Here is an 18,024-nt window from a genome sequence, read left to right as displayed (position 1 = left end):
TGAACCCCTCCCCCCCCCCCCGCCCCCCCCCCGGGGCCCCCCCCCCCCCGGGGGGGGGGCCCCCCGCGGGGGGGGGGGGGCCCCCCCCCCGCGGGGGGGGGGGGCGGGGCCCCCCGCGGCGGGGTTTACCCCCTAGGGACTAACCCAGGGACCGCTTGAGGAAGTCGACCTGCAGCAGCAGCAGGTTCTCCGCGACGACCTCCTGCGGGGTCATGTGCGTGACCCCCGACAGCAGCAGCGTCTCGTGCGGCCGGCCCTCGGCCAGCAGCGCCGAGGACAGGCGCAGGGTGTGCGCGACCACCACGTTGTCGTCGGCCAGGCCGTGGATCAGCATCAGCGGCCGGTGCTGCTGCGCCCAGCCGCTCGGCTCGGTGCCGACCACCACGGAGTTGCGGCGGTAGACGTCCGGCTCGGCGTCCGGGTGGCCCAGGTAGCGCTCGGTGTAGCAGGTGTCGTACAGGTGCTGGTCGGTGACCGGGGCGCCGACGACGGCGGCGTGGAACACGTCCGGGCGGCGCAGCGCGGCCAGCGCCGACAGATAGCCGCCGAAGGACCAGCCGCGGATCGCCACGCGCGCCAGGTCCAGGTCCGGGTTCTGGGCGGCCGCCGCCTGCACGGCGTCGGCCTGGTCCTGCACCACCGGGCCGGCGAAGTCGCGGTAGATCGCGCGGTCCCACTCCGGGCCCCGGCCCGGCGTGCCGCGGCCGTCCACGACCAGCACCGCGAAGCCCTGGTCGGCCAGCCACTGCGAGGCCAGGTGCATGTTGTGCGAGGCCAGCGCGCGCTGCGCGTGCGGGCCGCCGTAGGGGTCCAGCAGCACCGGCAGTTTCGTCCCCGGCACGTGGCCGGTCGGCAGGATCAGCACCCCGCGCAGGCCCCGCTCGCCGAGCCGGACCATGGTCGCGTTGAGCTTCAGATCCGGCGTGTCGGCGACGTTCCGGACCGTGCACAGGTCCTTGGCGTCGCCGTCCTCGTCCAGGCGCACCACGCGGGCCGTCGTGCCGGGCTCGGAGAACGAGCTCGAGCTGACCACGGCCAGGTCCGCGCCGAAGGCCGCGGAGTGGACGCCGAACGTCTCAGTGAGCTGGCGGACCACGCCGTCGCGAGAGGCCAGGAACACGTGCACCTCGGCCGGGTCGTCGGCGCTGGCGGTGAACTGCACGCCGTGCTCGCCGACCGACAGCACCGCGCGCACCTGGAGCTCCGGCGGGGTCAGCGGCTCGCCGTCGAGCAGGACGCGGTTCGCGCCCCCGCGCCCGCCGACCGTGACCAGCGCCGCGGACGGCTCCTCGTCGCCGTCGTCGGCGCCTGAAATCCAGGCCGGGGTGCCCGGGACGATGTCCACCCAGCGCGGGTCGGACTCCTCGCTGTGCATGGTCACCATGCCGGTGTCCGGGTCGAGCAGCGCATAGGTGATGCGGGTCTGCGCGCGGTTCATCAGGCCGAGCACCGGGTCGCCGCCGGCCGACCAGTGCACCGTGGTGAGGTAGGGCGAAGCCTCCTCCCACGCCACGTCCACCCGCGAGCCGTCCAGGCCGAGCACCACACCGGAGACCGCGGCGTTGTCCGTCCCGGCGGCCGGGTAGCGCACCGCGGCCGGCTCCTTGCCGGGGTTCGCCGGGTCGGCGATGAACCAGGTCTGGATCGGCGCCTCGTCTGCGCGCTCGGCGAACAGCCGGTCGCCCTCCGGGGCCCACCAGTAGCCGCGGAAGCGGTCCATCTCCTCGGCCGCGATGAACTCGGCCAGACCGTAGGTGACGGTGTCCGTCTCCGGCTCGGCCAGCGCGCGGTCGCCGGAGCCGTCGATGCCGATCACCCGCATCGCGCCGGCGGCGACGTACGCCACATGCGTGCCGGCCGGGTTCGGCCGCGGGTCGGCCACGCCGGCCGGGGTCTCCAGGGCACGGACCGCCTGAGCGCCGTCGGGCGCTGTGAGGTCCGCCACAAACAGCCGCCCGGACAGCGCGAACGCCGCGTGCCGCACCTCGGCGTCCACCGCGAAGCCGACGATGCCGGCCGCGCCCTGGCGCGAGCGCTCGCGGCGGGCCTTCTCCTCCTCGGTGAGCTCCTCGCCCTCGCCGCCCAGCAGCGCCACCGGGTCCGCGACCAGCCGCTCCCGGCCGCTGGCCGGGTCCAAGACCCACAGGCACGTCGCGGTGTCGGTGCCGTGCTTGCCGCGCAGGAACGCGATCCGGGTGCCGTTCGGGGCGATGCTGAACGCCCGCGGCACGCCGAGGGTGAAGCGCTGGGTCCGGGCCGAGTGCCGCGGAAAGGAGATGTCAGCCATGCCGTCATGCTATTCGGCCCGGCTGTCACGTGAACGTTCCGGGAGCGGCGGGGAAGTGTGCGTACGCTTGCCCTATGACCGCGAACACGACCGCGCAGCCGAAGGCAGCCGTGTCCCCGGCGAGCCCCAAGGCCGCCAGGCGGCTGCTGCTCGTCCACGCCCATCCGGACGACGAGGTGATCACCACCGGCGCGACCATGGCCGGCTACGCCGCCGAGGGCGTGCACGTCACGCTGGTCACCTGCACCGCCGGCGAGGAGGGCGAGGTGCTGGTTCCGGAGCTGGCGCACCTGGCCGCCGACCGCGAGGACCGGCTGGCCGACGTGCGGGTGGTGGAGCTGGTCAACGCCATGACCGCGCTCGGCGTGGCCGATCACCGCTTCCTCGGCGGCGTGGGCCGCTACCGGGACTCCGGGATGATGGGGACCCCGGCCAACGACCGGCCGCACGCGTTCTGGACCGCCGACCTCGACGAGGCCGCCCGACACCTGGTGAAGGTGGTCCGCGAGATCCGGCCGCAGGTGCTGATCACCTACGACGAGAACGGCGGCTACGGCCACCCGGACCACATCCAGGCGCACCGGGTCGCGATGCGCGCCGCGGAACTGGCCGCCGACCCGGCCTTCGCGCCCGAGCACGGCGCGGCCTGGGAGGTCGCGAAGATCTACTGGACCGCGATGCCGAAGTCGGTGCTCGCCGAGGGGATCCGCGCGCTGAAGGAGGCCGGGGAGTCCAGCGACTTCATGGCCGTGGAATCGGTCGACGACCTGCCCTTCGGGACCGACGACTCGCTGGTGACCACCGGCATCGACGGCAGCGCGTACATGGAGAACAAGCGCGCGGGCATGCACGCCTACCCCACGCAGATCTCGATGGAGCAGGGCTTCTTCGCGCTGTCGAACTCGATCGGCATGGAGTTCATGGCGCACGAGTACTACCAGTTGGTGAAGGGCGTCGCCGAGCGGTCGGACGCCGAACTGGAGAAGGACCTGTTCGCCGGCCTCGGGATCGCGGACGCCGACGCCGATGCCGACGGGGCCGCGGACGCGGTCTCCCAGGACTGATGGACGTTTCGGGCGCAGCGGAGGTCGGCGTGTCGGTGGTCGTGGTGCTGGCCGGTCTGGTCGGCCTGGTGGGTCTGGTGGCGGCGGCGGTGCTCGGCACCGAGTCCGCGCGCGGACGCGTCTCGCTGTTGTCCGGGCTCGGCGGGGCCGGTGTCGTGGTCGGGCTGATCGGCTCGATGATCCAGGGCTACACGGTGCGCGTCGGCGGTTCGGGGCCGCGGTTGCTGGACGCCGGAGACCCGACGTCCGCCGTCGGCGGCGGCTCCGCTGGCTTCGCTTTCCCGCTCGGCTCCGTGATCGGCCTGGTGCTGCTCACGGCGCTTCTTCTGGTCGGCGGCACCTTGCTGCGCGCGCCGCGGGCCGTGGGCATCGCGGCCGGCGGCTGGCTGCTGGTCGTCGCGGTGCTGATGCTCGGGGTCGGCCACCGCGGCGACGTGATCCTGGCGAACACGTCCTCGGCGCAGTTCTTCGTTTGTGGGGGCCTTGTCATCGCCTTCGGGATCGCGGTGCTGGTGTATCAGTGGCAGCTCACCGATCGGCTCGCCGATAAGACGGTCAGCCGCTCTCGCTGAGCGTCGGCAAGTAACAAAACCGTCAGAACCGGTGAATTCGTCACCGGACTTGAGGCGGAATCACACTCGCTCGATCGAGTGAAGCCGCGCCGGATTCCGGCGGGTCAGCGCCGCATGGCCGTGGCAATGTCACCCGTACGCCTCTGTGACCACCGCAGATCACAGTACTGTGATCGGAGCAATACTCTCGGTGGCCGGTGGCGCGCTGCTAGATGGCACAGCTAGTAGGCACTGCCCGATGGCCCTGCGCGACCGACCTTGACAGAGGCGACCGATTTTGAACGACGAGTTTCCCCGACGCCAAGCAGACGACATGGACCCCGACCGGCAACCCGACTACGGGTTCGGCGGCGTGCCGTTGTTCCGCGACGAGGTGCCGCAGGTGCCGCCGCCGGTCGAGCCCGCGTTCGGCCCCGGTTCGACCGGGTTCCACGACGCCTCGCTCTTCCGCGACGGCGGTGCCGGGCAGGTGCCCGGCTACGGCGCGGGCGGCGACTACGGGACCGGCATCCTGTCCGGCTTCGGCGGCGTGGACGCGCTGAGCAGTTCCGGCGGTTTCCCGGCGCAGCGCTACGCCGGTCCCGCCGACGCGGCCGAGACGCCGCGCCCGGGAGCCTTCTCGCACCCCGGGCCGAACGCCTTCAGCGGCGGTGCGGCCGCGGCCCCGGGCGGGGATCCGCAATGGGATCCGCAATGGCGGCCGACCGAGGGACCGCTGCGTGTGGTGCCCGCCGAGCAGGCCAGCGCGCTGCTGCGGATCAAGCTGCCGGAGAGCCCGCCGGTGCCCTCGACCACGCTGCGCGGCGACGCCGCGATCGAGGAGATCGTCGAGGCCTCGCAGATGCTGCACCGGGTGAGCCCGGCGAAGGCGACCGCGCTGCCCGGCGACGTGCTGGCGCTGACCACCGCGACGATGGTCGTGCCGATGCCCGGCGCCGCGTTCGGCGGCGTGCGGACCTTCCAGCGCTCGGCGCGGCTCACCGCGTCGGTGCCGCCGGACCTGGCCAGCCGCGCCGAGGCGGACCTGCTGTCGGACACCGTCGAGCAGTTCTTCGGGGACTTCGACGCCATCGGTCGCGAGCTGCAGGCGCAGCGCGCCGCCGGCGTCCCGACCGGTGCCGGGCCCGGGGTGGCAGGCGGGGCCGCCCCGGCCGGGGCGGCCGGAGCGGCCGGAGCGGCCGGGAGGCCGACCGTGCCCGCGCAGGGCCCCGGCCCCGCCAGACCCGAGGCCGCGCAGCCCGCGCCGGCGCCGGCGCCCGGCCAGTACGGGCCGAGCGCACCGCCCGCCGGCCGCTACGGCGTGCCGACGCAGGTTCCCGGCTACGACGCCGCGCGCCGCAGCCCGGTCGGGATGCGCTATCTCGGCGGCATCTTCCACGACTCGTCCGGCGAGTCCTCGTTCTACGATCCGTCGACCGAGTCGTTGGTGCCGATGGGCGCGGCCGCGATCCACGCGTCGGACTTCCGGCGCACCGCGCCCGCGGTCACCCGGCCGGTGCCGCCGCCGCGGACCGCTCCGGCACCGCGGGGGACCGCGGGCGCCGCGTCGGCTCCGGCGGCATCGGCATCGGCAGCGGCAGCGGCAGCGGCAGTGTCGGCGGCATCGGCTCGTCCGGCCGCCGCGGCGCCCCCGCGGGCTGGCGCCGTGCCCGCCCCGGCGCGTGCGGCCGGCCGCACGCGCTCCGGCTCGAGCGACGACGACACCAAGATCCTGTCGACCCGCCACTGGTCCGACCACCATCCCGACCACCACCGCTCCCGGCGCGGGAGCCGGCGCGGCCGGGTGGCGCTGGTGTCGGGGCTGGCGGTCGTGCTGGCGTTCGGCGCGCTGTACGGCGCCGCCCTCGCCTTCGAGGGCCAGGTCCCCAACGGCACGGTCGTGGACGGCGTCGGCATCGGCGGCCTGTCGAGCACCGCCGCCGAGGCCAAGCTGTCCGCGGCGCTCGCCCCGACGCTGAACGCGCCGATCCGGCTGACCGCCGACGGCGCCACGTTCCAGCTCCCGCCGGACACGTCCGGCCTGCACATCGACTACGCCGGCACGGTCGCCGCGGCGGCCGCGGGCCGCACCGACCCGGCGGTCGCCATCCCGGCGCTGGCCGGGGGCGGCCGCGAGGTGCCGTTGAAGGTGAGCGTCGACCGCACCGCCCTGAAGGCCGCGCTGACCAGCCTCACCGCCGGGTTCGACAAGCCGATGGTGGACGGGAGCGTCATCTTCCCCGGCGGCGTGCCGACCCCGATCGCGCCGCGGCCGGGCCGGACGATCGATGTCGACGCGGCGGTGGACGCCGTGGTCTCGGCGTTCGACGACGGGGTCTCCTCGGCGCGTTTGGCGGCGATCGGGGCACCCGGGGTCCTGCCGACGGCTCCGGCCGCTTATGCGGTGGCGCCGGCGAAACCCGCGCTGTCGCCCACGCACCATTCCACCGCGGCGCACGCGAAACAGCCCTCTGCGACGCCATCTGCGACACCATCTGCCACGTCCTCGTCGACACCTTCCGCGACGGATTCCCCAAGCGATATCGAAAGCACGCCTTCCACGCCGTTCCCGTCCGATTCGACCCCGGCGCCGGACTTGGTCCCCGTGACCGCTCCGGCAGGCGGCCCAGCTCCGGCCGACACCCCGGCCCCGGCATACGCACCGGCCCCGGCATACGCACCAGCCCCGGCATCGACGTCCCGCGGCGCCTTCCCCGCCGCGCCGGTCGCTTTGGCGGTCCAGAACGTCCAGCCGACCGTCACCCCGGCGGCCGTCGCGCAGGCGATGCAGGACTTCGCGCGGCCGGCGATGTCCGGCTCGGTCACCCTGATCACCGGCGGCGTGAAGACCGTTCTGAAGCCCGCGATCCTGGGGCGGCACCTGGCGATCGAGCCGGACGGCCACGGCGGCCTGGCGCCCAAGCTGGACGGCGCCGGGATCCGCGCCGAACTCGACCACGAAGCGCTGGCCAAGCTGGAGCAGCCGCCGACCGACGCCTCGTTCGCGGTCTCCGGCGGCCAGCCGGTGCTGGTGCCGGGCAAGGACGGCGTGGGGTACGCGCCCGAGGCGATCCAGAACGCGGTGCTGCCGGTGCTGACGAAGACCTCCTCGGCGCAGCGCGTGGCGACCGTGCCGATCGGCCCGCTGCCGCCGGCGCTGACCACCGAGGCCGCGCAGGCGCTCGGGATCCGCGACGTGATGGGCCTGTACACCGCGCCCTTCAGCGCCGCCACGCAGCGCACCGCCAACGTCAAGCACGCGGCGGACCTGGTGCGCGGCCAGATCCTGCAGCCGGGCCAGGTGTTCAGCCTGAACCAGGTGCTCGGCGCGCGGACGGCCGCCGACGGCTTCATCCCGGTCTCCGGCCAGTCCGGATCGGCCGCATCGGCGCAGGACGCGGGCGCCGGCAGTTCGCTGGTCGCCACCGCGCTGTTCAACGCCGAGTATCTGGCCGGGCTCAAGGATGTCGAGCACCATCCGCACGCCACCGTGACCGACCACTTCCCGCCCGGGATGGAGGCCGCGGTGTCGTATCCCGACGTGGATCTGAAGTTCCAGAACGATTCCGGCGCTCCGGTCTACCTCTGGACCAGTTCCACCGACAACGCGGTGACCGTCGCGGTGCTGGGGCAGAAGGCGTACGACTCGGTGCAGACCGACACCTCGCCGCACTACGCCCTGGTGCAGCCGAAGACCACGTACTCCTCGGCCGCTTCCTGCGTGGCGAACGACGGTGTCCCGGGTTTCCAGGTCGACGTCACCCGCACCCTCACCAAGGCCGGGCAGAACCCGGTCCGCGAGGTCTTCCACAGCTCGTACGCCGCGCAGGACAAGGTGGTCTGCGGCCAGGCCGGCACGGCCGACGGGCCGGCGGCCGGCGGCGGCAGCCCCACCGGGGCCTCCTCCGGGACGCCGACCGGAGGGGCGACGTCCTCGCCGTACCCTCCGACCGGGACGCAGGGCGCCACTACTAGTAGTCCGAACTCGCCGAGCGGGCCCGGGACGCCGAGCGGCGGCGCCGCGTCGGGGTCGCCGGACGGCACGGCCACCTCGGGTTCTGACGGATCGCTGTTGGGCGGTCTGCTGGGCGGACCGTCGTCGCACCGCTGAGGTTTCTCAATTCTTTGCGATGGCGCTCCACGCAGGGCGATCGTCGTGCGGCGGGCGATCACCCGTTGATCGCCCGCTGATCCGCCCCGAACCGGAAACGGTTGACATGCGCCGAACACCGGACGGAGTTGAACCTGTCGCCCTCCGGTGCCGTTGTCAACATAAATGAGGCCTCTTAGGATCCGGCTATGGGGACGGCCGACGGCGGATTCCGCAGCGGATCGAGGCGCGGATTCCGGGGGGAACCGATGGCAGGGGCGTATTCTGCCGTGCGCGCGCACGGCCTTCGGGGGGTCCTATCCGATATCGCCGCCTATCCTCGGATCAAACCTCTGATTCCGCCGCGGGTGTCTCCACTCCCGGCCCGGGCCCGGCCCGGACCTCAGCCCACGGCCCGTCCCCGCGCCGGCGTCCGCGACGGCGCAGGCCCGTGGCCGGCCGTCCGCCCGCGTCCAGGCAGCGGGGGCAAGGAAGGCGGCCCCGTATGTCCAAAATCCTGCACGTCATCACCGGCCTGGCCTCCGGCGGCGCCGAACGCCAGCTGGCCACGCTGCTCCAGCACCTGCCCGAGGAGTGCGAGGTGGCGTGCCTGACCGAGGGCGGCCGCGTCGGGGAGCGGATCCGGGCCGACGGGTTCCGGGTGCACGACCTGCGCATGCCGTCCAACCGCGACATGGCCTCGCTGATGCACCTGGTGAAGCTGATCCGCGACGGCGGCTTCGACCTCGTGCACACCCATCTGTACCGGGCCCACCTGTACGGCCGGCTGGCCGCGCGGATGGCCGGCGTCCGGGCCATCGTGGCCACCGAGCACTCGCTGGGCCGCGAGCTCATCGAGGGCCGGCCCAAGGACCGGCTCGGCGTGCGCGCCATGTACCGGGCCTCCGAGCGCATGGGCCGGGTGACGATAGCGGTCTCGCAGGCCGTCGCGGACTACCTGCGGGCCTGGCGGATCGACCGGGTGGAGGTGATAGAGAACGGCATCGACATCCGCGAGTTCCGCTTCGACCCGAACGCGCGCGCCCTGGTCCGCAAGATCCTGGGCATCGACGAAGACGCCTTCGTGATCGGCGGGGTCGGCCGGCTGGACCCGGACAAGCACTTCGAGGTGCTCATCGAGGCCGCCGGCCGGATCGACGGCGCGATCGCGCTGATCGTCGGGGCCGGCCCGGACCGGGCCCGGCTGCAGCGGCTGGCCGCCGAGCTGATGCCCGGCCGCGTGCACTTCACCGGGGACGTCGGGGGCGGGATGCTGGAGATCAAGGACCTGCTCTCGGCGATGGACGTGTTCGCCTCGCCCTCGCCGTCGGAGACCTTCGGGCTGGCGCCGCTGGAGGCGGTGGCCTGCGGGCTGCCGGCGGTCTACTCCGACTCCCCGGCGCTGGACGGCCTGCCGGGCCTGGGGGACCGGGCGGCGCGCGTGCCCTCGCGCCCCGACGCGTTCGTCGCCGCGCTGCGCTGCGCGGCGGACCTGAAGCCGGTGGACCGCTCGGCGCCGCCGGGGGCGCTGGAGCGGTACGGGGTCGCCGAGCAGGCCGCCCATGTCAGCGAGTTGTACAGATCGGTGCTGGCCGGCTAGGTATCGCGGGCGCCCGGTGCGGTTCCTCCCGGGCGCCCCATGAGGTTTTCACAGTGCCGTCCATGACAGCTGTCATGCGGTTTTCACGAGCTTTCACCATGGTCCCGGCCCAGGTCGCGGTGGTGTCATTGATCTCGCACGGGAAGCCACCACGCAGCAGGTCACACACCTTCCGAAGGACACTGGGGACGACTGAGATGCCACGAGACGCTCGAAGCCCGGACGGGGCGGTAGTCGAGTTCGAGAACGTGAGCAAGACCTTCCACTCGCCCAAGGGCCCGGTCCACGCCGTCAACGGCCTGACCATGACCCTGCAGCCCGGCCAGACCATCGCCTTCCTCGGCCCGAACGGCGCCGGGAAGTCCACCTCGCTGAACATGCTGCTGGGCCTGAGCCGGCCCGACTCCGGCCGGGTGGCGCTGTTCGGCGGGACCGCCGCCGAGGCCATCAAGGGCGGCATGGTCGGCGCGATGCTGCAGTCCGGCGGCCTGATGAGCGACGTCACGGTGCGCGAGCAGGTCGAGCTGTGGGCCAAGCTGCACCCGCGGCCGATCCCGGTCGCCGAGGCGCTGAAGCGGGCCAACATCGCCGACCTGGCCGACCGCCGGGTGGACAAGCTGTCCGGCGGCCAGCAGCAGCGCGTGCAGTTCGCGATGGCGATCATCGGCGACAGCCCGCTGATCGTGCTGGACGAGCCCACGACCGGGATGGACGTGGAGAACCGCCAGGCGTTCTGGGCGACCATGCGCGAGCGTGCCTACGAGGGCAAGACGGTGCTGTTCGCGACGCACTACCTGGAAGAGGCGGACCAGTTCGCCGAGCGGGTCATCGTCATCAACAAGGGCCGGCTGCTCGCCGACGGCTCGGCGGCCGACATCAAGGCCAGCGCCGGCGCCAAGCGGCTGTCGTTCCGGCTCCCCGGGGTGCAGGACGCGGTGCTGTACCGGCTGCCGAACCTGGTGAACGTGGAGCGGCAGGCGGACATCGTGCGGCTGCAGACCTCCGACTCGGACGCCACGCTGTACGCGCTGCTGGACGCCGGATACCGGCCGGCCGACATCGAGATCCAGGCGCTGGGCCTGGAGCAGGCCTTCTTGGCGATCACGGCCGAGGACAACTCCGTCGGGGACACCGACACCGCGACCCTGGAGGCGGCGCGATGAACGCCACGCTGACGCTCACCAAGCTGGACGTGCTGCGGGTCATGCGCAACGGCCGGTACCTGATCTTCGCGATCGCGATGCCGGCGGCGCTGTACCTGATCATCGGCAAGCAGAGCACCCAGGCCGACGGGGTCGACTTCAAGGCCTACTACATGCTGGCCATGGCCACCTACGGCGCGTTCGCCGGGGCCCTGATGAACAACTCGATCCGGATCGCCACCGAGCGCAAGTCCGGCTGGACCAGGCAGCTGCGGCTGACCCCGCTGCCGGGCTGGGGGTACGTCTTCGCCAAGGTGGTCACCTCGCTGGCCACGACCATCCCGTCGGTGCTGGTGGTGTTCGGCATCGGCGCGTTCCTCAACCATGTCGAGATGCCGGCCTGGAAGTGGGTCGCGAACGCGGTGATCCTGTGGCTGGTCTCGATGACCTTCGTCTCGCTGGCGGTGGCGATCGGCTACCGCTTCGACCCGGAGACCGCGCAGCCGGCCGTGATGCTGACGTTCTTCCCGATGGCGATCCTGGGCGGCCTGTGGTTCCCGCTCGGCGGCACGCTGGAGAAGATCGGCAAGTGGTTCCCGACCTACCAGGCCCACAAGCTGGGGACGGACATCCTGGCCACCGGCAAGGTCTCGGCGATGTCGATCGCGGTGGTCGCGGCGTGGGGCGTGCTGTTCGCGCTGCTGGCGGTGGCCTCGTACCGGTCGGCGAAGGAACAGTGACGAATTGCGGAGGGATCCCCTAGGGGAGGCACGATACGGAGGTGATGGACGTGTGGAGCAAGCGGTCGGCCGAGGGGCCGCCGGCGGCGGCCGAGGAGGGGATGGCCGGCGCGGCGGAATGGGCCGGCCGTCTTGCGTCCGCGGACGCGCCTCCCCAGATGCGGCATCCGCGGGTGGGACAGCCGGGCCGGTACAAGTGGCTGTTCGCCGCGGTCTGGCTGTTCTACCTGATCGACCCGGTCGCGAAGGTGGCCGGGTCCAGCCATGCGCAGAGCTTCAAGCTGCTGGTCTACGGCCTGGTCGCGGTGTTCGTCGTGGCGTACTGCTGGCTGGCGAACGCGGTGTACCCGAAGACCGGGTCGGTCGGCGTGGTCAACGAGGCCCCGCGCGGGGTGCTGCCGATCCTGGCGGTCATGGCCGCGCTCGCACTGGTGACCAGTGTCTGGATCTACCCGGACCTGGTCGGGATGTGGGTGTACGTCGGCGCGGGGGCGGGCCTGGGCCTGTCGATCCGCGACGGGTCGGCCTTCCGCGGTGTTCTCGCGGCGCTGGGCATGATGACCGTCTGCATCCTGCTCACGAGCGCCAACCGCTCCTTCTCCACCTGGCTGACCCTGGCCTTCCCGATCTTCTTCGCGGGCATGTCCACCCTCGGCATCCGCCAGATGGCGCTCCTGATCGGCGAACTGCGCGAAGCCCGCACCCAGGTGGCAAGCCTGGCGGCGAACGAGGAGCGCCTGCGCCTGGCCCGCGACCTCCACGACCTGACCGGCCACTCCCTGGCGACCATCACCCTGAAGGCGGAACTGGCGCAGCGCATGCTCGCCAAGTCCCGCGCCGCGGCACCGGACGGCCCCACCCCGCGCCTGGACGCGGCCCTGAAAGAGGTCGAGGAGATCGAGCAGGTCTCCCGCCAGACCCTGACCGACATCCGCCAAGCAGTGAGCGGCTACCGCCGGGCGACCCTCGCGGTGGAGGTGGCGTCGGCACACGTGGCCCTGGAGGCGGCCGGCATCAAGCTCGACGCGTCCCCGGAGGTGGCGGCGGCGACCGGCGAGTTCGACGCCCAGAGCGAAGCCGCCCTGGCCTGGAGCCTGCGCGAAGCGGTGACCAACGCGATCCGCCACAGCGCGGCGGCCCGCGTCGAGGTGACCCTGACCCGCAGCGGCGACGAGATGGTGCTCACCGTCCGCAACGACGGCCGCGGCCTGGCCGCGACGGTCAGCGCCACCGACGCCTGCGGCGGCCACGGCCTCACCGGGCTGCGCGAGCGCCTGGACGCGGTCGGGGGGCGGCTTTCGGTGGGCGGGAAGGATGGGGACTTCCGGCTGGTGGCGGCGGCGCCGGCGCGGGGGATCGGGGCGGGGTGAGCGATGGTGGCGAGGGTTGCTTGCGTGCTCGGCCGGGACCACGTTGCTGGTCGGTGTGGCGGCCGGCGTGCGAGGCCGGCGGTAGGTTGGCCCCATGACCGCCGCCTCTGCCGATGTCGTCCGTCTCCTGCTCGCCGAGGATCAGGCCATGGTGCGGGGTGCGCTGGCGACGCTGCTCAATCTCGAGGACGATCTGGAGGTCGTCGCCGAGGTCGGGCGCGGTGATGAGGTGCTCGCGGCGGCGAAGGCGGCTGATGTGCGGGTCGCGTTGCTGGACATCGAGATGCCGGGGATGTCGGGGCTGGATGCCGCCGACGCTTTGCACCGGGCGATGCCGGATGTGCGCATCATCATCCTGACCACGTTCGGGCGGCCCGGGTTTCTGCGGCGGGCGATGGAGTCGGGGGCTTCGGCGTTCCTTGTGAAGGACGCGCCGGTGGCCGAGTTGGTCGCGGCCATTCGCAAGGTGCTGCGGGGGGAGCGGGTCATCGATCCGGATCTGGCGGCTGCCGCGTTGGCCGCCGGGGAGAATCCGCTGACGCCGCGGGAGCGCGATGTGCTCGCGGCCTCCGCCGACGGCTCGACCATCGCCGACGTCGCGCGGCGGCTGCACCTGTCGGAGGGCACGGTGCGCAACTACCTGTCGGCCTGCATCCAGAAGACCGCCGCCCGGAACCGCACTGAGGCGATCCGGGCGGCGCAGCAGCGAGGCTGGCTGTAGGGCGGGTTCTGCCCTATTGCCGCTTCCAGGCGGCCAGCAGTGCCGAGGCCACCTGCTCGTTCAGCCCCACGTCCTTCAGCTCGGCCAGTCCGGGCAGCCGCGATGCGTTCGGCCCCGTGGGCGACAGCAGGTAGCCGACCATCGCCTTGTAGTCGTAGATGTTCAGGGTCGGGTTGCTGAGGCTCCCGTAGTAGTACTGCCAGACGACCGGGTTTCCGTGCAGCGTCGCGTTTCCTATCGTGCAGTGCTTCAAGTCGGCCTGGCACATGGTCGGGGTTTCGCCGGGCAGTACCGGGGCGATGGGCCCGACCGAGATGTCGAACACCGTCTCCTGGCTCCGCGGGCCCCAGTTGTACTCCGCGCCGTAGCCGTTCTTCGGTGTCGAGGCGGCACGGTACAACGTCGGCTTGTCCCGGTCCCCGGCCGGCAGCGCGGCCTTGATCGCGGCCAGGACCTTCGCGTCCGCGCCCGGGTCGTCGGTGGCCTGATCTGTCCCCGGCGGCAGGCCATTCGCGGGCGTGAGCGTGGACGGGGGCGCCGAAGTGGGCGCAGACGTGGGCGCCGACGGCGGAGGCGAAGGCGCTCCGTGCGTCGGACCCGGGTTGGGCCCGGCGTTGCTCTGCCACCCCGGACCCGGCGAAGCCGACTCCGCCCGCCCCGCCCCGAACCCGCCGAGCGTCACCACCGCCCCGACCACCCCCGCCAGCGCCAGTCCCGCGCCGCCGCCCGTCATCGCCGCGCGCCGCCGCCGCTGCCGGCGTCCCAGCGCCCTGGCCCGCTCGGGCAGGCCGCCGACCGTCGGCACCGTCTCCGGCGCCACCGCGGCGAACACCCTCCCGACATCCGTCTCCTGCATCAAGGCCTCCTCAGCTCCCGATGAGATCCAGCGCCTGGTCCCCGAGGACCGAGCGCAACTGGTGGAGACCACGGTGGGTGTGCGACTTCACCGAGCCCGCGGAGATGCCGAGCGCGTCGGCGGTCTCGTCGACGCTGCGGTCCTCCCAGAACCGCAGGACCAGCACGGCGCGGTAGCGGGGGGTGACCTCGGCCAGCGCGGACAGTAGAGTCAACCGGACGTCGCTGGCAATACCAGTGCCGGCGACGTCCGGGACCGCCGCGCTCAAGATCTCCCGCTTCCGGCGACGCCGATAGGTGTCGACGTAGGTACGGAACAGGATCCGGTGCACATACCCGTCGATCTGCTCGACGCGCTGGATCCGGTTCCATGCCGTGTACACCTTCGCCAGCGCGTTCTGCGTCAGGTCCTCGGCCAGGTGCCAGTCCCCGCACAACAGATACGCCGTGCGCAGCAGCCTTTGCTGCCGTGCGAGGACGAACTCGTCGAACTCCTGCTCACGCACTTCCCGCATCCGCCGCTCCCTCCGTGGTCACCCCACTGACGAAGCGGCGGACGCGGGGGGTTGCGTCAGCGGCCGAATGTGTTGTCAGTGCTCAGATGTGCACGGCCTTCGGAGCGTCGGTGGAGAGCCGCGACGGGTCCGGCTTGCCCGTGTTCATCAGCAGGGCGACGACCACCGCGCCGCCCAGGACGATCGCCGCCGCCACCCCCGAGGCCGTCGTGAAGCCGTGCACCACGGCGTCGCTCACCAGCGTCGGCGACGGCCGGTGCGACTTCAGGTACGAGGTGGTGGCGCTTGCCGCCACGGTGTTGGACAGCGCGATGCCGACCGAGGCCAGCACCTGCTGCGAGGTGTTGACGGTGGCCGAGGCGACGCCGGCGTCCTCGGGGCGGACGTCGTGCGTGGCGTAGTTCATCGCCGGGGCCATCACCAGGCCCAGGCCGAGACCCACCAGCACCTCCACCGGCAGGACGCCGACCGCGTAGCCGGTGTCCGGCTTGACCGTCGTCATCAGTGCCAGGCCGCCGGCCGCGACCAGCATGCCGGGGACCATCAGCAGGCGCGGGGCGACCCTGGGCACCAGCCGGCTGCCGAGCAGCACCGCCGAGATCATGATGGCCGCGGTCATCGGCAGGAACGCCACGCCGGTCATGACCGCCGAGTACTTCTTCACGTCCTGCAGGTAGTACGTCAGGAAGAGGAAGAGCGCGAACATGCCCACCGCCGCCGTGCCGACCGCGAGATAGGCGCCGCCGCGGGTCCGGGACTTCAGCACCCGCAGCGGCAGCAGCGGCGCCTCCACCCGGGACTCCACCACCAGGAACCCGGCCAGCAGCACCATGCCACCGATCAGGCAGCCCAGGACCGTGCCCGACCCCCAGCCGTCGGTCGAGGCCTGGCCGAGCCCGTAGACGACCGCGACCAGCCCGCCGACCACCAGCACCACGCCGGGCAGGTCGAGCTTCATGCGGCCCTCGGCGCGCGACTCGCGGATCTCCTTCAGACCGCCGAGCAGGGCGATCGCCGCGATCGGGATGTTGACGTACAGGCAGAACCGCCAGTTCAGGTACTCGGTCAGCAGACCGCCGAGCAGCAGCCCGATGGCGTTGCCGCCGACCGCGACCCCGCCGAACAGGCCGAAGGCCTTGGCGCGCTCCAGCGGTTCGGTGAACGTGGTGGCCAGCAGCGACAACGCCGCTGGGGCGAGCAGCGCGCCGAACGCCCCCTGCAGGCAGCGGGCGATGAGCAGGACGGCGAAGTCCGGGGCCACGCCGCCGATCGCCGAGGCCAGGGCGAAGCCGGTCAGGCCGACCAGCAGGGCGCGCTTGCGGCCGGTGTAGTCGGCGACGCGGCCGCCGAGCAGCAGCAGGCTGCCGAAGGCCAGGGTGTAGCCGGTGATCAGCCACTGCCGGCTGCCGTCGGAGAAGCCCAGGGAACGCTGGGCTTCAGGGCAGGGCGTAATGGGCCCACACGCAACTGCAGCCATCAGCTCCGCATGGAGCGAGGCGGCAGGGCTGTGGGGACGATGGTGCCGTCGAGGACCACCATGAGCTGGGCCACGGCTATGAAGATCAGGGCTTTCCAGCGCCTGGGGTCCTTCTCGGGCTGCTCGGAGGCGCTCGCGGAGGAGCCGCCCGAGGTCTGTGTGTGCAGGGTGTCGGTCATCGGGTGATCCCCCACCTTAAACGGAGCACTTCGTCCACTATCGCGGATCAGCGTAGCGGAAGTGGAGGATTTTCATCCGCTATGGCCGGGGCGCTACAGTGCGCGCCATGCGAGCCGATGCCGAGGACAACCGCCGGGCCCTGCTGGACGCCGCGCGCGAGGTCTTCGTCGAGGAGGGCACGACCGTCGCGCTGGACAAGATCGCCAAGCGCGCCGGGGTCGGCATCGGCACCCTCTATCGCCGGTTCCCGGACCGGGACGCGCTGCTGCGCGGAGTGCTCGTCGACCTGTTCGGGAGCATGGCCGCCGCGGCGCGCGAGGCGGCCGCCTCCGCCGGGCCCGAAGCCCCCGAGGCCCCCGACGCCCCGCCGGCCTGGGAGGCCCTGGTCCGGGCCGTCGCCGGCCTCGGCCTGGGCCCCACCCTGCCGGTGATCTTCCGCGAGCGGCTGGACCTGATCGACGACCCGGCGGTGGCCGGCGCCATGCGGGAGGCCATCGACGGCGTCGAAGGGGTCTACCGGCGCGCGCAGGAGGCCGGGCAGCTGCGCCCCGATGTCAGCTTCCTGGAGATCCAGATGCTGGCCGGGATGCTCTCCAGTAGCGGGTCGAGCCGGCCCCCGAGGATCGACCCGCGGATGCTGAACGACCGGCTCGTCGGCATCATCCTGGACGGGCTGCGGGCCGGCTCCGGCAACCGCGGGCTGCCCGGCGAGCCGGCCGAGTTCAGCCCCCTGAACCCCGACGACCGGGCCGAGGTGGAGCGCCTGATCGCCGAGGAGAACGCGCGCAGGGGGCTGCGGAGTTAGCCGTTCGTCGCCATCGCCGTCCGGCTCAGAACGCGAACACGTCCCCGGTCGCCTTGGTCACCCAGCCGCCGTTCGGGAACCGGTGGGTCCAGGCGACCTTCCGTCCTTCCCACGTCCCGGCCGCCTGCACCTCCACCGGCGCCTCCAGGGCCGGCGCCATCCACGCCGGGTGCACGGCCAGCGTGTCCAGCCGGCCGTGCACCGCGGCCAACTCCTCGCACGCCGACGTCGCGTCCTTCAGGCCGCCGAGGCCGTGGATGACGGGTGCGGAGCCGTGGGTCGACGTGGACGTGCACAGCAGGTAGGCGGTACGCGTCCGGCCGTTCATGCGGTCCACGCGCTTGAGATGCACGCTGCCGAGCACGTGCACGGTGAACCGGGGCGTGGCGTGGGCGTTGGCGGCCTGAGCGGTGGCGGCGCCGGCGGACAGCGCGGCGGCGGACAGGAATGCGGTGGCGGTGACGGCGGCCAGTCGGCGCATCGTCGGTCCCTTTCTCGAGGGCCCCGCCGGCCGCGGGATCGGCCGGCGTCAGGCACAGACCAGCGTCCCGCGAACGTTCCCCGTAAAAGCGGAGGACCCGCCGGAATCATCATCCGGCGGGTCATCTTTTACAGATCAGACCAGTG

The 18,024-nt window shown here is 72.7% G+C and carries 13 protein-coding genes and 1 pseudogene; 9 read left to right on the top strand and 5 right to left on the bottom strand.

Translation table 11 applies throughout. The features are described 5' to 3' along the window. Window positions 1-139: 139 nt before the first annotated feature. A complete protein-coding gene (locus tag ABH926_RS50930; protein ID WP_370374652.1) occupies window positions 140-2,287 on the bottom strand; it encodes a prolyl oligopeptidase family serine peptidase in 2,148 nt (715 codons plus the stop codon). Between the two features lie 74 nt (window positions 2,288-2,361). On the opposite strand from ABH926_RS50930, the gene mshB reads away from it, so the two are divergent. From mshB to ABH926_RS50890, 8 genes are all read left to right on the top strand, one after another. Continuing rightward, window positions 2,362-3,351, top strand: coding sequence for an N-acetyl-1-D-myo-inositol-2-amino-2-deoxy-alpha-D-glucopyranoside deacetylase (gene mshB / locus ABH926_RS50925; protein ID WP_370374651.1), 990 nt, complete (start codon window positions 2,362-2,364; stop codon window positions 3,349-3,351). Then, a complete protein-coding gene (locus ABH926_RS50920; RefSeq protein WP_370374650.1) occupies window positions 3,351-3,923 on the top strand; it encodes a hypothetical protein in 573 nt (190 codons plus the stop codon). Before mshB ends, ABH926_RS50920 begins: the two co-directional genes overlap by 1 nt. Window positions 3,924-4,236: 313 nt before the next feature. Next, a complete protein-coding gene (locus ABH926_RS50915; protein WP_370374649.1) occupies window positions 4,237-8,013 on the top strand; it encodes a VanW family protein in 3,777 nt (1,258 codons plus the stop codon). Window positions 8,014-8,497: 484 nt separating this feature from the next. Beyond that, the gene (locus ABH926_RS50910; protein ID WP_370374648.1) at window positions 8,498-9,592 is read left to right on the top strand and encodes a glycosyltransferase; all 1,095 of its coding nucleotides are present in this window, start codon (window positions 8,498-8,500) and stop codon (window positions 9,590-9,592) included. Between the two features lie 197 nt (window positions 9,593-9,789). Then, on the top strand, window positions 9,790-10,755 hold the full coding sequence (locus ABH926_RS50905; RefSeq protein WP_370374647.1) for an ABC transporter ATP-binding protein: 966 nt from the start codon (window positions 9,790-9,792) through the stop codon (window positions 10,753-10,755). Further along, window positions 10,752-11,474 carry an ABC transporter permease gene (locus ABH926_RS50900; RefSeq protein ID WP_370374646.1) on the top strand — a complete coding sequence of 241 codons (723 nt, stop codon included), beginning with the start codon at window positions 10,752-10,754 and terminating at the stop codon, window positions 11,472-11,474. The genes ABH926_RS50905 and ABH926_RS50900 overlap by 4 nt, the downstream gene beginning before the upstream one ends. A 44-nt stretch (window positions 11,475-11,518) precedes the next feature. Further along, complete coding sequence (locus ABH926_RS50895) at window positions 11,519-12,844, top strand: sensor histidine kinase (RefSeq protein ID WP_370374653.1); 1,326 nt, start codon at window positions 11,519-11,521, stop codon at window positions 12,842-12,844. 94 nt (window positions 12,845-12,938) lie between these two features. Continuing rightward, window positions 12,939-13,565: a response regulator gene (locus ABH926_RS50890; protein ID WP_370374645.1), complete on the top strand. Its 627-nt coding sequence runs from the start codon at window positions 12,939-12,941 to the stop codon at window positions 13,563-13,565. Between the two features lie 13 nt (window positions 13,566-13,578). On the opposite strand, the gene ABH926_RS50885 is transcribed toward ABH926_RS50890, so the two are convergent. The 3 genes and pseudogenes from ABH926_RS50885 to ABH926_RS50875 all read right to left on the bottom strand — a co-directional run bounded on the left by ABH926_RS50885 (window position 13,579) and on the right by ABH926_RS50875 (window position 16,591). Then, entirely contained in the window at window positions 13,579-14,421 is an 843-nt protein-coding gene (locus tag ABH926_RS50885; protein WP_370374644.1) for a hypothetical protein, read from the bottom strand. A gap of 10 nt (window positions 14,422-14,431) precedes the next feature. After that, window positions 14,432-14,935, bottom strand: coding sequence for a SigE family RNA polymerase sigma factor (locus ABH926_RS50880; RefSeq protein WP_370374643.1), 504 nt, complete (start codon window positions 14,933-14,935; stop codon window positions 14,432-14,434). 82 nt (window positions 14,936-15,017) lie between these two features. Beyond that, window positions 15,018-16,591: pseudogene (locus ABH926_RS50875) on the bottom strand (MFS transporter). Between the two features lie 107 nt (window positions 16,592-16,698). Here ABH926_RS50875 and ABH926_RS50870 point away from each other — a divergent pair. Continuing rightward, the gene (locus tag ABH926_RS50870) at window positions 16,699-17,397 is read left to right on the top strand and encodes a TetR/AcrR family transcriptional regulator (RefSeq protein WP_370374642.1); all 699 of its coding nucleotides are present in this window, start codon (window positions 16,699-16,701) and stop codon (window positions 17,395-17,397) included. Window positions 17,398-17,422: 25 nt separating this feature from the next. Here the strand turns inward: ABH926_RS50870 and ABH926_RS50865 are convergent, their stop codons facing one another. Then, entirely contained in the window at window positions 17,423-17,878 is a 456-nt protein-coding gene (locus ABH926_RS50865) for an SSI family serine proteinase inhibitor (protein ID WP_370374641.1), read from the bottom strand. Window positions 17,879-18,024: the final 146 nt, after the last annotated feature.

It is taken from the genome of Catenulispora sp. GP43 (genome assembly GCF_041260665.1).
In the GTDB taxonomy this organism is placed as follows: Bacteria; Actinomycetota; Actinomycetes; order Streptomycetales; family Catenulisporaceae; genus Catenulispora.
This window is presented reverse-complemented; position numbering and strand designations above follow the sequence as displayed.

Excerpts from the sequence above, each read along its gene's own strand:
- ABH926_RS50930 (WP_370374652.1), bottom strand. The coding sequence starts at position 2,287 with ATGGCTGACATCTCCTTTCCGCGGCACTCGGCCCGGACCCAGCGCTTC.
- mshB (WP_370374651.1), top strand. The coding sequence starts at position 2,362 with ATGACCGCGAACACGACCGCGCAGCCGAAGGCAGCCGTGTCCCCGGCG.
- ABH926_RS50920 (WP_370374650.1), top strand. The coding sequence starts at position 3,351 with ATGGACGTTTCGGGCGCAGCGGAGGTCGGCGTGTCGGTGGTCGTGGTG.
- ABH926_RS50915 (WP_370374649.1), top strand. The coding sequence starts at position 4,237 with ATGGACCCCGACCGGCAACCCGACTACGGGTTCGGCGGCGTGCCGTTG.
- ABH926_RS50910 (WP_370374648.1), top strand. The coding sequence starts at position 8,498 with ATGTCCAAAATCCTGCACGTCATCACCGGCCTGGCCTCCGGCGGCGCC.
- ABH926_RS50905 (WP_370374647.1), top strand. The coding sequence starts at position 9,790 with ATGCCACGAGACGCTCGAAGCCCGGACGGGGCGGTAGTCGAGTTCGAG.
- ABH926_RS50900 (WP_370374646.1), top strand. The coding sequence starts at position 10,752 with ATGAACGCCACGCTGACGCTCACCAAGCTGGACGTGCTGCGGGTCATG.
- ABH926_RS50895 (WP_370374653.1), top strand. The coding sequence starts at position 11,519 with ATGGACGTGTGGAGCAAGCGGTCGGCCGAGGGGCCGCCGGCGGCGGCC.
- ABH926_RS50890 (WP_370374645.1), top strand. The coding sequence starts at position 12,939 with ATGACCGCCGCCTCTGCCGATGTCGTCCGTCTCCTGCTCGCCGAGGAT.
- ABH926_RS50885 (WP_370374644.1), bottom strand. The coding sequence starts at position 14,421 with ATGCAGGAGACGGATGTCGGGAGGGTGTTCGCCGCGGTGGCGCCGGAG.
- ABH926_RS50880 (WP_370374643.1), bottom strand. The coding sequence starts at position 14,935 with ATGCGGGAAGTGCGTGAGCAGGAGTTCGACGAGTTCGTCCTCGCACGG.
- ABH926_RS50870 (WP_370374642.1), top strand. The coding sequence starts at position 16,699 with ATGCGAGCCGATGCCGAGGACAACCGCCGGGCCCTGCTGGACGCCGCG.
- ABH926_RS50865 (WP_370374641.1), bottom strand. The coding sequence starts at position 17,878 with ATGCGCCGACTGGCCGCCGTCACCGCCACCGCATTCCTGTCCGCCGCC.